Origin of the sequence: Paenibacillus sp. LS1 (assembly GCF_026013365.1) — a bacterium.
Taxonomy (GTDB): domain Bacteria; phylum Bacillota; class Bacilli; order Paenibacillales; family Paenibacillaceae; genus Paenibacillus.
The window spans coordinates 1-12,632 of sequence record NZ_JAPDOE010000011.1; the positions used below are offsets into that span (position 1 = coordinate 1).

The 12,632-nt window shown below is 46.8% G+C and carries 11 protein-coding genes and 1 riboswitch; of the genes, 9 read left to right on the forward strand and 2 right to left on the reverse strand.

Annotated elements, in window-relative coordinates; all coding sequences use genetic code 11:
- Nucleotides 1-158: 158 nt before the first annotated feature.
- The gene (locus tag OM416_RS25755) at nt 159-713 is read right to left on the reverse strand and encodes an NADPH-dependent FMN reductase (RefSeq protein ID WP_264934280.1); all 555 of its coding nucleotides are present in this window, start codon (nt 711-713) and stop codon (nt 159-161) included.
- Nucleotides 714-913: 200 nt separating this feature from the next.
- On the opposite strand from OM416_RS25755, the gene OM416_RS25760 reads away from it, so the two are divergent.
- Entirely contained in the window at nt 914-1,918 is a 1,005-nt protein-coding gene (locus OM416_RS25760; RefSeq protein ID WP_264934281.1) for a ketoacyl-ACP synthase III, read from the forward strand.
- A 179-nt stretch (nt 1,919-2,097) separates the two neighbouring features.
- Here the strand turns inward: OM416_RS25760 and OM416_RS25765 are convergent, their stop codons facing one another.
- Nucleotides 2,098-4,032 carry an amidase family protein gene (locus OM416_RS25765; RefSeq protein ID WP_264934282.1) on the reverse strand — a complete coding sequence of 645 codons (1,935 nt, stop codon included), beginning with the start codon at nt 4,030-4,032 and terminating at the stop codon, nt 2,098-2,100.
- A gap of 367 nt (nt 4,033-4,399) precedes the next feature.
- Between OM416_RS25765 and OM416_RS25770 the strand changes: the two genes are divergently transcribed.
- The 8 genes from OM416_RS25770 to OM416_RS25805 all read left to right on the forward strand — a co-directional run bounded on the left by OM416_RS25770 (nt 4,400) and on the right by OM416_RS25805 (nt 12,484).
- Complete coding sequence (locus tag OM416_RS25770) at nt 4,400-6,529, forward strand: DNA topoisomerase III (RefSeq protein ID WP_264934283.1); 2,130 nt, start codon at nt 4,400-4,402, stop codon at nt 6,527-6,529.
- Nucleotides 6,530-6,693: 164 nt separating this feature from the next.
- Nucleotides 6,694-6,831 carry a hypothetical protein gene (locus OM416_RS25775; RefSeq protein ID WP_017690703.1) on the forward strand — a complete coding sequence of 46 codons (138 nt, stop codon included), beginning with the start codon at nt 6,694-6,696 and terminating at the stop codon, nt 6,829-6,831.
- Nucleotides 6,832-6,958: 127 nt separating this feature from the next.
- Nucleotides 6,959-7,222 (forward strand): DUF1294 domain-containing protein, encoded by a 264-nt coding sequence (locus OM416_RS25780; protein ID WP_017690702.1) that lies wholly within the window; start codon nt 6,959-6,961, stop codon nt 7,220-7,222.
- Nucleotides 7,223-7,393: 171 nt separating this feature from the next.
- A complete protein-coding gene (locus OM416_RS25785) occupies nt 7,394-7,828 on the forward strand; it encodes a universal stress protein (protein ID WP_062836206.1) in 435 nt (144 codons plus the stop codon).
- A 270-nt stretch (nt 7,829-8,098) separates the two neighbouring features.
- Nucleotides 8,099-8,200, forward strand: a riboswitch (purine riboswitch).
- A gap of 193 nt (nt 8,201-8,393) precedes the next feature.
- Nucleotides 8,394-8,879 (forward strand): 5-(carboxyamino)imidazole ribonucleotide mutase, encoded by a 486-nt coding sequence (gene purE / locus OM416_RS25790; RefSeq protein ID WP_017690699.1) that lies wholly within the window; start codon nt 8,394-8,396, stop codon nt 8,877-8,879.
- Entirely contained in the window at nt 8,876-10,078 is a 1,203-nt protein-coding gene (gene purK, locus OM416_RS25795) for a 5-(carboxyamino)imidazole ribonucleotide synthase (protein ID WP_264934285.1), read from the forward strand. The genes purE and purK overlap by 4 nt, the downstream gene beginning before the upstream one ends.
- The gene (gene purB, locus OM416_RS25800; protein WP_047840491.1) at nt 10,075-11,373 is read left to right on the forward strand and encodes an adenylosuccinate lyase; all 1,299 of its coding nucleotides are present in this window, start codon (nt 10,075-10,077) and stop codon (nt 11,371-11,373) included. The genes purK and purB overlap by 4 nt, the downstream gene beginning before the upstream one ends.
- Nucleotides 11,374-11,608: 235 nt before the next feature.
- Nucleotides 11,609-12,484 (forward strand): phosphoribosylaminoimidazolesuccinocarboxamide synthase, encoded by an 876-nt coding sequence (locus OM416_RS25805; RefSeq protein ID WP_264934286.1) that lies wholly within the window; start codon nt 11,609-11,611, stop codon nt 12,482-12,484.
- Nucleotides 12,485-12,632 lie beyond the last annotated feature (148 nt).

Sequence of the window (12,632 nt, forward strand, 5' to 3'; positions counted from 1 at the left end):
GATATCGAGTGTGTCTTTTTTTATTTTTCCTAAATGCATATATAAACCTTAACAGCCCGGTTATTCACTAGGCCGTTTTTTATTTCAATATTTATGAGTATGTTAATTACTTTAAATTGTTCAAATCTTCATCAGCCATTTAATTAAGCAGCATCTGTCTATACTTGCATTTGGTTGCAAGCTTCCCCAAGGATTGTAAGGGAGTTCTGCAAAGCATGGTGGGTATCCGAATCAATGATGACTCCTTGTTTGTTCATTTTCAAAGTAATGTGAGGAATGGTTAAGCAGCCCTCCTGTAGAACGTGTGCATTAATCATGTTTAGTGTCAGCAATAGGGGAGCATGAGCTTTGTCACCTCCCAGGGGGCTTGGGGAAGCAACGATTACAATGGTGGGTTTATTGAGCCAATCTCCAGAAGATACAATCCAATCTAATGCATTTTTTAAGGCTCCAGGAACTCCATTTCCATACTCTGGCGTGCAGATTAGAACTCCGTCCGAATGCTCCAATCGCTCTCTCCAATTCTGCACGGATACAGGGCCCTCCTCGATATCGAGGTCAGGGTTAAAATGCGGCAGATCATTTAATCCGTCATATACTTCAAACTTAAGGTTAGTGTGAGCTAGCTTAATCATGGCGTGCATTAGTAACGTATTGGAGGACTGATTGCGCAGACTTCCGGAAATGGCAAGGATATTTAATTCTTTTTTCATGGGTATAGATCATCTCTATTCTTTAGTGATTTTTCATTAAAAATGCATGCCATCGTTTGTATTGCTCTGGGTAATAGAATGAAGAGATCACTTTAAATAAACAACTAACGAAAGAATCATCATAAATATTTTATAAAATTAGTACCAAGTACTAAGACTTAGTGCTATAATGGTAAAAAACAAGTGAGGTGACTACCGGTATGAATCATCAATCAAAGGCAACCATCACGGCAATGGGGACGTATGTACCGGATCGAATATTAACGAATGCTGATTTGGAGAAGTTGGTCGAGACAAGTGACGAGTGGATTGTACAGCGTACAGGCATGAGAGAACGGCGAATTGCAGCTGAAGATCAGTTTGTATCTGACCTGGCTACGAAGGCTGTGGAAGATATGATACACCGTTACCAAGTAAGTGTAGATGATGTAGATATGATCCTTGTGGCTACAAGTACACCTGAATATGCTTTTCCAAGTACGGCATCCAGGGTACAGGCTAATCTTAAGATCCCACACACCGGCGTACTGGATTTAAATGCTGCATGTGCAGGTTTTACCTATGGGTTACAGCTAGCCGACAGTCTAGTCACCAGTGGAATGTACCGTAAAGTGCTGGTTATTGGAGCAGAGACATTATCTAAAATTACGGATTATACAGACCGCACGACTTGTGTACTGTTTGGTGATGGAGCTGGGGCCTTCTTAGTGGAGAGATCAGCAGCTGCAGAAGGTGACTTTATGGCAGCTATATCAGGTACGCATGGAGAAGGCGGTGTACATCTCTATAAGAGTGGCTTGTCTTCAGAGATGAATGGTGTGCCTTTACAGGGCGAAGGTTGTTTAGTTCAGAATGGCCGAGAGATCTATAAGTGGGCTGTACGGACGATTCCAGAGCAATTGGATAAGCTTATAACAAAAGCTGAATTAAGCCCTGAGCAGATTGACTGGTTTGTCCCACACAGTGCTAACATGAGAATGATTGAGGCTGTTTGCGAACGTGGACCGGTTCCCTTGGAACGTTCTTTAACCAGTGTTGAGTATCGTGGGAACACATCTGCCGCTTCCATTCCGCTGGCGCTACAGATTGCAGTGGATGAAGGGAAGTTGAAAGAAGGACAGAGCGTAGCTCTCTTTGGCTTTGGCGGTGGTCTGACGTATGCGGGTTTGGTGCTTAAATGGGGCGTACCGGACAGGGTTGAGTAATAAATAACATGCGAATGTATGCAACACAAAGATAAATAGAGAAAATAAAAGAGACCACCCAAACTTCATGCAGTCATGAAGAGGGTGGTCTCTTTAGTGGGTTAACTCGTTTCAAAAAAAGTGATATGAATGCAACTATTTTTTTGTATTAACAGGAGTTGCTTAATCCCATAAACATTTTACGGCGTAAGCTTAGGAGCTTGGCGGTGATGAGTTCCTTGTTCGTAGCTGTAAGCCAGCTTGATCAAGGTACCTTCATCAAAGGCACGACCCAGGAATTCGATACCTACTGGCAATCCATCAGTTGTGAAACCGGCAGGTACAGTGATCGCCGGGAAGCCGGAGAATGGACTCAGACGGTTGTTACCACCAGATGTTTGACCTTCGCCGATCACGCCAGCGGCCTGTGTAGATGTAGGATAGATGATGGCATCCAGGTTATTGTCTGCCATAACTTTCAGCAGGGACTCACGTGTAACTTGGGTACGTTTCAGGACGATGTCCTTGTATTCGGTAGTTTCCAACGTTTGGCGTGCATCCCGAGTCTTCATGGATTGCTCCTGAGATTTGTCGAACTCTCCGGAAGCGATGATCTCGGACAGACTGTGATATGGAGCATCTGCACCCAATGAGTCCAGATAGTCATTCAGTTGGAACTTGAATTCATATCCGCTGAGACTTGGGTATTTGTTGATCTCACTCAAGTTCGGGATGGAAATCGAAACTGCGGTAGCGCCCAGTGTCTTCAGTTCTTCTACAGCTGTGTTGATCACGTCAGCAACGGCTTTTTCTTCAGCTTTGGTACTAGGGATGAGTTCTGTGGCCACACCGATGCGTGCACCTTTCAGTCCGTTTACATCCAAGAAGTCTGTATAGCTGGAAGGAATTTTTCCAACCGCGTAAGCTGTAGCGACATCCTTTTTATCATATCCGGCTGTAGCATCCAACATGATTGCAGCGTCACTAACCGTACGAGCCATAGGGCCACCTACATCCTGTGTCAAAGCCAATGGGATAATGCCTTCACGGCTGGACAGTCCGATGGTTGGGCGGATACCCACAAGGCTGTTAAAGCTGGATGGGATACGGATCGAACCGCCAGTGTCTGTACCCATGCCGGCTGCAGCAAAGTTAGATGCAATGGCTGCACCTGTTCCACCGCTTGAGCCACCTGGATAGTGGTCCAGGGCGTAAGGGTTCAGTGTTTGTCCACCCAATGAGCTGGATGTCGTGATGCCGAATGCAAATTCATGCAGGTTCGTTTTGCCCAAAATAATGGCGCCAGCTGCTTTGAGCTTCTTCACTTGTTCAGCATCATGCGCTGGAATGGAATCTTTCAGACAGATACAGCCTGCGGTTGTCGGCATGTCATTGGTATCAAAATTGTCTTTCACCAGAATCGGAACGCCATGCAGAGGCCCGCGAGCACCTTGAGCTACACGTTCTTCATCCAATTGCTCCGCAATTTGGAGTGCATCCGGGTTCAGGGTTAATACGGCGTTAATGCTTACACCTTGATCATCGTATTTTTCAATGCGATCCAGATATTTCTGAACCAGCTCTTTAGATGTCAGTTTTCCTTGCGTCATTGCAGCCTGGAGATCCATGATGGTTGCTTCCTCCAGCACAAACGGTTTTATGTAGTTATAAATGCGATCTTTCAATATGGAGAGGTCATTCTCCGTAAGTACAGCGTTTGGAAGGAAGAGGGATTCTGTATAGCCTTTCATCAACCCCGCAGTGTTCAGTGCACCAACAGCACCTGCGAAAGTGGCTTCATCCGGGACATCCTTGAATGATTCGGAAGTCGAATCCAGCTTGAGCCATTGTTGCAAGGCGACCGCAGCATCTTTACGTTGAACGGTTGTGCCGGAGAGCTTGTCCATGGTAAAAGGGACACCTGCAAGTGTAGCCGCTTCTTCCATAGCCTGAACAAATGCTGCCGGAGTTGCTGGCGCTTTTCCTTTGGATACAGCTGCTACTGTTGTTTTACTGGTAGGCGTTGCCGTTGCGGCTGATGCCGAAGGCACCGTTCCTCCCCATGTTGTGGCAACAACAGCTCCCGCCAGTAACAAAGCCCCACTTTTTTTCAATACAGATCCATGATAAATCATGCATCCACGCTCCCTTCCTGTGTCTCATTGATGTGTGTAGCGATTCTGTTTCTATTCTTTTGACACATTGTATAGTTATGTCAGGTAATCTTACAATGTTTATATTTATCCAAAAAAACGTATACATCAATACTTTACAGTATTAATACTTACTGATGCTTCTGATTCCGTGTACTCAGGAAAACTATCAAACGAGTTAATGTAATTAAAAGTGACATGAACACGACATATTGTTTAAACATGAGGTTACAGAATGCAAGTAGATTGGGAAAGGGAGAAGACAGAGCATACCTTTACCGTGAAATGATATAATGAAAAGATAGGAATAGAAGAGACATAAGGCATTACAGAGAGGAAGAGATATGAAGTGAAGACATTGGTACTCGCAGAAAAACCATCTGTAGCACGCGAAATAGCCAGAGTCATGGGTGCGCGTGATAAACATAAAAGTTATATGGAAGGCCCGAAATATATCGTTACCTGGGCGCTTGGACATCTGGTTGGATTAGCTGAACCGGAGGATTACGACAAGAAGTATGCAACATGGAATCTGGAAGACCTACCCATTCTGCCAGAACGTACGAAGCTGAAGGTGCTTAAGGAAACCAACCATCAGTATAAAGCAGTGCAGCAGCTGATGAAGCGTCAGGATGTGGGCGAGTTGGTCATTGCGACGGATGCAGCACGTGAGGGAGAATTGCTGGCCCGTTGGATCATGCAGATGGCGGGGTGGAAAAAAACTTTTAAACGTTTGTGGATTTCATCCCAGACAGATAAGGCGATCAAAGACGGTTTTGCATCGCTGAAACCAGGCAGTCAGTTCGACTCTCTCTATGAATCTGCACGTTGCCGGGCTGAAGCTGACTGGATGATCGGACTTAACGTGACCCGTGCGCTAACTGTTCGTTTCAATGCACAGTTGTCAGCTGGACGGGTTCAAACTCCGACCTTGGGCATGATTATGGACAGAGAAAGTGAAATTAACGGATTCCGCTCTCAGGAGTATGAGACGTTAACGGCAGATTTGGGAGGTTTTCAGGCTGTGTGGCGGGCAACTGGGGGAGATTCACGAATCTTTGATCCTCAGGAAACGCAGGAATTGAAGAAACGGGTAGACGGGCGCAAGGGAATGATTGCCCAAGTGAAGAAAAGCGAGAAGGTGGAGCCACATCCACTGGCATATGACCTGACGGAACTTCAACGGGATGCCAACCGGAAATATGGTTTCTCTGCAAAGCAAACATCAAACGTCCTGCAGCGTCTGTATGAACAGCACAAGCTTGTGACGTATCCGCGTACAGACAGTCGATACCTGACTTCGGACATGACAGCAACGTTGAAAGAACGATTAGATAGTGTAGCCATTGGACCTTATGCTTCTCTGGCACGACCTTTGCTGCGCAAGAATCTGAATATCACCAAACGTATTGTGGACGACAGCAAAGTGACCGATCACCATGCAATTATCCCTACGGAACAGACGGTGCTTCTGAATCAATTGAATCCAGAGGAACGCAAATTGTACGATCTGATCGTACGTCGTTATATCAGCCTGTTCTATCCGGCAGCGAAGTACGATTCGGTTGCGATCACGGTTCAGGTGGGTAACGACTCCTTCCATGTCAAAGGTACAACGGTGAAAGAAAGTGGATGGCGTGAAGTATACGGCGGTGATTACAGCGATGATGACGATGACCGTGCTGACGATGCAGCAGACCATGAGCGTGCGCTTTTGCCTGATGTGCAGCAAGGACAGTCCGTGACGGTTCAGCGTTGCCATATTAAAAGTGGACGGACGATGCCGCCCAAACGGTATACCGAAGCCGCTTTGCTTTCCCAAATGGAGAAGCATGGACTCGGCACTCCGGCTACACGTGCGGATATTATCGAGAAGCTGGTCAGTTCCGATACAATAGATCGTCAAGGCAACAGCATGCACCCGACTGGCAAAGGGAAACAGTTGATTGAACTGGCTGCTCCGCAGCTTCGTACACCGGATCTGACTGCCCGCTGGGAAGCTGAACTGGAACGCATCGCTCGTGGGCAAGGGAAACCGGGACCGTTTCTGGATAGTATCCGATCCATGGCGAAAGAGCTTGTGTCTACGGTAAAGGGCAGCAAAGCGGAGTATAAGCCGCATAATGTGTCGAATAGCCATTGCCCGGACTGTAATGCACGATTACTGGAGAAGAAGGGCAAGCGCGGTAAATTCCTTGTATGTCCTACCGAGGACTGCGGGTATCGTCGTTCGGCAGAGAAGAGACTGTCCAATCGACGTTGTGCACAGTGCCACAAAAAGATGGAAATCAAAGAAGGTAAGGCGGGACTATACGTGCAGTGTCTTCCTTGTGGTATTACAGAGACATTGGATAAGGACAAACAGCATGTGAACAAACGCGATCAGCAAAAATTGGTGAAACAGTATGCGAAGCAAGAATCGATTGGCTCCAATCTGGGGGATCTGTTGAAGGCGGCTATGGAGAAAAAAGGGCAGTAACACGCTTGAGGTAGTTGAGATCGTGCCTCGTGCGGTACGAGCCATGCGAATGATGTACTCATTTACTCCAAAGGGACTGATTATAACTTTTCTCTACTCATCTATGTGAAGTCGTATAAGATCCTTCGTTTTCAGGCAACGTAAGCCCAGGAGGTGATACCTATATGCCGCATAACAAACCAGAGAAAATCCATAATCAGCAAAACAAAGACAGTATTCGGGAAGAGAGTATCGCTGTGCGTCCGGACAAAGCAGCCAAAAGAGCGCCAAGCCTAAATGGTATTCCAAAACAGGAGTCTTAGAGTCAGAGTAAAGTTAGCTTTCTTACACAAACTTACGGTTCCCTACCTGGTGCGTTGAACATGTCTCTAATGAGGATTATAATGGAGGCAGGGAGATGTCCCGGGACAGGGGGATCGCTAGAATTATATGCAAACCGGACTTATATTGTGGTTTTTATTTATTAATGTAGTTGGTTATCTGGTGATGTCGGATGATAAGAGGCGTGCACAGCAGCGTCGTGACCGTACACCCGAACGGACGTTATTTTTGCTTGCGTTTATTGGTGGTGCTTTGGGAGTCTGGATCGCGATGTATCGGAAAAGGCATAAAACCAAACATCCCAGCTTCACCATTGGCATTCCATTATTGTTGTTCCTGAATGCTGTAATCTATGGTTACTTTATTCAATGAATTCATGTGAAATGGTAATCAGTAATTTGTCTGATATGTAAATTCATTCGTATAAATGGTTCATAGTGATTCCGGTACGTTTAAGGAGTTATATGGTTCTGTTAGTTTATTGGATGTCAGACCGAAGCTTGCTTCGCGTGCTCTACATATAAAGGAAGGGACGGGATTCACATGTTATTTTCCAAAATATTAGTGGCTTATGATGGTTCCAAAGCTTCAAATAAAGCACTCGATCGTGCGATTGAGTTAGCTAAAGTATCCCCGGATGCTGTATTGGATGTCATTCATGCTTTTGATTTCCCGCGTGTATTCATCGGGGAGGGGTTGGCTCCACTGCCACCTTCACTTAATAATGACTACTATAATCTGGCGGTGCAGACAACAGATGAAGCGAAAGAACGAATCCAGGCTGCTGGTGTAACGGCCAACGTGGACCTGATTCAAGGGGCGGCTGCGGAAGTGCTGCTTGATTTTGCCAAAGAAAATGATTCGGATATCATTATTATTGGTAGCCGCGGACTGGGTGGAATTCGGGAATTTGTCCTGGGTAGTGTCAGTCACAATGTGGTGCAGCATGCTCAGGTTCCAGTACTGATCGTAAAATAATGGATGAAGTGTGCATACACGAAAGAGCAGGAAGCCGGTTGTCTTCGAGAGATTGAAGAGGAGCCGGCTTTCTTTTATGGGATGAAATGGATGACTAAGCGAAATTAATGAAGCAATTCCCGAACATTATATTTGTCAATATGTTAAATGTTCGTCTTTAAGTTGACATTAGCTGTAGGGGATTGTTAGAATGTTAGATGTGTCGATCAGGTAAGAATAAGGTCGAGTAGGAACGAATTGTGTAACAAGATATTACAAAACGAATGAAGATGGTTTGAATAGATATTTGCTCGTATAACGCCGGGAATAGGGCCCGGAAGTATCTACCCGGGAACCGTAAATTTCCGGACTACGAGGAGATACGGCTGAGAGTCGCATGCAACCAGATGCGGACAGCAAGCCCCCTTTTGGCATGCCCAAATGAGGGATACGTATTTCTTGGAGTCCGGTGTCCGGAGAAAATGTGATGTTTTCGCGGGTAGCGGATTTTTTCATTTCACTCGTAAAATGAATTCCATATTACCAAGTGTAATCAAAAAAGCTCAGACGGGAGTTGGATGTATTCATGTCACTGCAAGTCGCTGTAATTATGGGCAGCAAGTCGGATTGGGAAACGATGAAGCATGCGTGCGAGGTTCTGGATGAACTGGAGATTGGTTATGAGAAAAAGGTTGTCTCAGCCCATCGTACACCGGATTTGATGTTCGAATACGCAGAGCAGGCGATTGATCGAGGATTCAAGGTGATCATTGCAGGCGCAGGCGGGGCAGCACATCTACCAGGTATGGTTGCAGCCAAAACGATGCTTCCAGTCATTGGCGTTCCGGTTCAGTCCAAAGCATTGAACGGTCTCGATTCCTTGTTGTCCATTGTTCAGATGCCCGGTGGAATTCCCGTCGCAACTGTGGCGATTGGCAAAGCAGGAGCAACGAATGCAGGATTGCTCGCAGCTCAGATGATCGGTGCTTTTGACCCGGATGTCCAACGTCGTTCTGAAGCTCGCAGAGAGCGCATCAAACAAGAAGTACTTGAAAGCAGTGAAGAACTATGAGTAGTACAGGGAATCAATCCGGTACGGCAGGAGAAGTACAGCATGTCCTGCTGCCCGGGAAGACAACCATCGGCATTCTTGGAGGCGGACAGCTCGGACGTATGATGACGCTCGCAGGAACGGCAATGGGGTATCGCTTTGTTACCCTTGATCCCGCTCCGGATGCACCCTGTGGTCAAGTTGCTCGTCAGATTGAAGCAGGATATGACGATGCCAAAGCTGCACTTGAACTGGCTCGGCAATGCGATGTCATCACGTATGAGTTCGAAAATGTGGATGCAGAAGTCGCTGCGTTGCTCGAACGGGAGTCCTACGTTCCACAGGGAAGTGCATTATTGTACACCACACAACATCGGTTGCGTGAAAAACGGGCGATTGAAGCCGCCGGAGTGAGAGTCGCGCCTTATCGGGAAATCACGAGTGTGGATACGATGCTTGCTGCTGTAAGCGAACTTGGAGTGCCCTGCGTACTGAAGACGGTGACTGGAGGCTACGATGGCAAAGGCCAGCGCGTAATTCGAGAAACGAGTGAGGCAGTTGCCGCATATGAAGAACTTGCAGCTACAGGTGCGGAACTGGTGTTGGAACAATTCATCAAGTTCGAATGCGAGATATCGGTCGTTGTAGCGCGTAGTACAAATGGGGAGATCAAGACGTTCCCGCCAGCGGAGAACATTCATGTGAATAACATTTTACATGCGTCAATCGTACCGGCTAGAGTTGCTGCAGACATCCAGATTGAAGCGCAAAAGCTGGCAGCAGCGGTGGCAGAATCAATGAAGGCTGTTGGGTTGCTTGCTGTGGAACTGTTTGTAGCGGCGGATGGAAGACTGTACGTCAACGAACTGGCACCAAGACCACATAATTCCGGTCACTATACGATGGAAGCTTGTGCGACTTCTCAGTTCGAACAACATATTCGTGCCATCTGCGGGTTACCACTTGGGGACACTTCGTTATTGAGTCCGGTTGTTATGGTCAATGTGCTTGGAGAGCATCTGGAAGGCATTATCGCAAGAACAGGGCAACCTGATGCTGAAGCGATAGAGCTCGGTGTGATTCCCAAGCTTCATATATATGGTAAAACCGAAGCAAAAACAGGACGTAAGATGGGGCATGTGAATCTGCTCTGTCAGGATGTTGAAGAAGGATTGCAATGGATTGAACAAACTAACCTCTGGAGGAATACAAATTCATGATTGAACGTTATAGCAGACCCGAAATGAGAGCCATCTGGACCGAGGAAAACAAATTCCAATCGTGGCTGGAAGTTGAAATTTGTGCATGTGAGGCGTGGGCGGAACTGGGTGTAATCCCTAAGGAAGAAGCAGCATTGCTTCGTCAGAACGCATCTTTTGACATCGACCGCATCTATGAGATTGAACAGGAAACACGTCATGACGTTATCGCATTTACACGTACAGTATCTGAGAGTCTGGGTGCGGAGCGGAAATGGGTGCACTACGGACTGACTTCCACAGATGTCGTGGATACGGCTCTGGGATATGTATTGCGTCAAGCGAATGAGATTCTGGAAAAAGATATCGTGAATTTCATTGAAATTCTTCGCGAAAAAGCACTGGCTTATCAGCACACACCAATGATGGGACGTACGCACGGGGTACATGCAGAGCCAACGACTTTTGGACTGAAAATGGCGTTGTGGCATGAAGAGATGAAACGGAACCTGGAGCGTTTCCGTCATGCAGCAGACAATGTACAATACGGCAAAATCTCAGGCGCAGTAGGAACGTACGCGAACATCGATCCGTTTGTCGAAGAGTTTGTCTGCGAGAAGCTGGGCACGAAACCTGCGCCGATCTCGACTCAAACCTTGCAACGTGACCGTCATGCGGAATATATGGCTACACTGGCGTTGATCGCAACGTCCCTGGACAAGTTTGCTACAGAGGTACGTGCACTACAGAAGAGTGAATTCCGTGAAGTGGAAGAAGCTTTTGCTAAAGGTCAAAAAGGATCTTCCGCGATGCCGCACAAGCGTAACCCAATCGGTAGTGAAAACATCTCCGGTCTGTCCCGCGTTATTCGCGGACATATGGTATCGGCATACGAGAACGTAACGCTTTGGCATGAACGCGACATCTCGCACTCTTCCGTAGAACGTATCATTCTTCCGGATGCAACGATGCTACTGAACTACATGCTGAACCGTTTTGGTAACATCGTGAAGAACCTGACGGTATTCCCTGAAAACATGAAACGCAACATGGAGCGCACCTACGGGGTACCATTCTCCGGTCGCATCATGACAAAGCTGATCGACAAAGGCTTCAGCCGCGAACAAGCATACGATACCGTTCAACCACGTGCGATGCAAGCATGGGAAGAACAACGTCAGTTCCAGGATATCGTGAAATCCACACCGGAAATCACGGAAGTACTGAATGAAGAAGAAATCGCAGATGCGTTCAACCCGTCATGGCACCTGAAGCACGTAGACACGATCTTCAAAAAGCTCGGCTTGAACGATTAATATATAACTCCCATAAGGCTATAGCACAGAATGATGGACTAGCAGGGAACGCAGAGGACAGAAATAAGCTGAAGAAGCGAAGCGGTCGCCTTTATCCCCGGATTTTCACTTTGCAAAAGTGGAATCAAAAAATCTGGGGATAACAGCGATCAGAAGATTGTTCTGTCATCGGAGTGGAGTCCGCACCATCAGGATTCTGACCTTAGCCTTACATCTCCTGAAAGAAGGTGAGCCCATGGCACTGTCCACTGCGGCAGATCTCGTTAAAGCACCTCTGTTATATAAAGGAAAAGTACGTGAATTGTACGATCTGGGTGAACATTTTCTGATCGTGGTAACTGACCGTATCTCGGCATTTGATTACGTGCTGGACCCGGCAGTTCCTGAGAAAGGAAACGTACTGAATAAACTCAGCAGTTTCTGGTTTGAACTGACAGGTGACATGATGGAGAACCACGTCGTTCATACCGATGTGAATCAACTGGGTGATATCATCACAGACCCTGAATTACTCAAAGACCGGATCATGGTAACTCGCAAAGCGGAACGCATTGATATTGAGTGTGTTGTACGTGGATACATCACGGGTGGTGGATGGAGACAATATGAGACAAGCGGTGAAGTGAACGGGATCAAGTTGCCTGATGGACTTCGCAAGAACGCTAAGCTCGAAGTTCCCATTTTCACCCCGGCAGCAAAAAACGATGTTGGTCATGATGAAGACATCCCAATGGATCGCATGAAAGAACTGGTGGGAGACGCACTCGCAGTTGAACTTCAGGAAAAAAGTTTGCGCCTGTACGAATTCGCCCGTGACTATTGCGATCAGCGTGGCATCATTCTGGCAGACTGCAAATTCGAGTTCGGCATCGTGGATGGAAAGGTCATCCTGATTGACGAAATTTTCACCCCAGATGCTTCACGCTTCTGGGCCAAAGAGAATTATGAACTCGACATCGAGATCGACAGCATGGATAAAGAGCCAGTGCGCACCTATCTCGCCGGAACCGATTGGGACAAGAACAGCAAACCCGATCCACTCCCGCAAGCGGTAGTAGAAGCAACAACCGCAAGATACGTCGATATTTATAACCGTTTAACGGCACAATAAATTTAATTGTTTTCACGTAATGGTTAGTCTAGACCATTACACACCGTGCAACGTAAAAGGTTTAGGCTTTTAAAAAAAACGTCGCATGGACTAGCGGAGGGGCGGAATTGTTCTTAAAGGAGCGAAGCGTTCGCCTTTGTCCCCGGGT

Bases quoted from the DNA above. Each gene is read 5' to 3' on its own strand.
- OM416_RS25785 (WP_062836206.1), top strand. From the start codon at position 7,394: ATGTTATTTTCCAAAATATTAGTGGCTTATGATGGTTCCAAAGCTTCA.
- OM416_RS25780 (WP_017690702.1), top strand. From the start codon at position 6,959: ATGCAAACCGGACTTATATTGTGGTTTTTATTTATTAATGTAGTTGGT.
- OM416_RS25805 (WP_264934286.1), top strand. From the start codon at position 11,609: ATGGCACTGTCCACTGCGGCAGATCTCGTTAAAGCACCTCTGTTATAT.
- OM416_RS25775 (WP_017690703.1), top strand. From the start codon at position 6,694: ATGCCGCATAACAAACCAGAGAAAATCCATAATCAGCAAAACAAAGAC.
- OM416_RS25760 (WP_264934281.1), top strand. From the start codon at position 914: ATGAATCATCAATCAAAGGCAACCATCACGGCAATGGGGACGTATGTA.
- OM416_RS25765 (WP_264934282.1), bottom strand. From the start codon at position 4,032: ATGATTTATCATGGATCTGTATTGAAAAAAAGTGGGGCTTTGTTACTG.
- purK (WP_264934285.1), top strand. From the start codon at position 8,876: ATGAGTAGTACAGGGAATCAATCCGGTACGGCAGGAGAAGTACAGCAT.
- OM416_RS25755 (WP_264934280.1), bottom strand. From the start codon at position 713: ATGAAAAAAGAATTAAATATCCTTGCCATTTCCGGAAGTCTGCGCAAT.
- purB (WP_047840491.1), top strand. From the start codon at position 10,075: ATGATTGAACGTTATAGCAGACCCGAAATGAGAGCCATCTGGACCGAG.
- purE (WP_017690699.1), top strand. From the start codon at position 8,394: ATGTCACTGCAAGTCGCTGTAATTATGGGCAGCAAGTCGGATTGGGAA.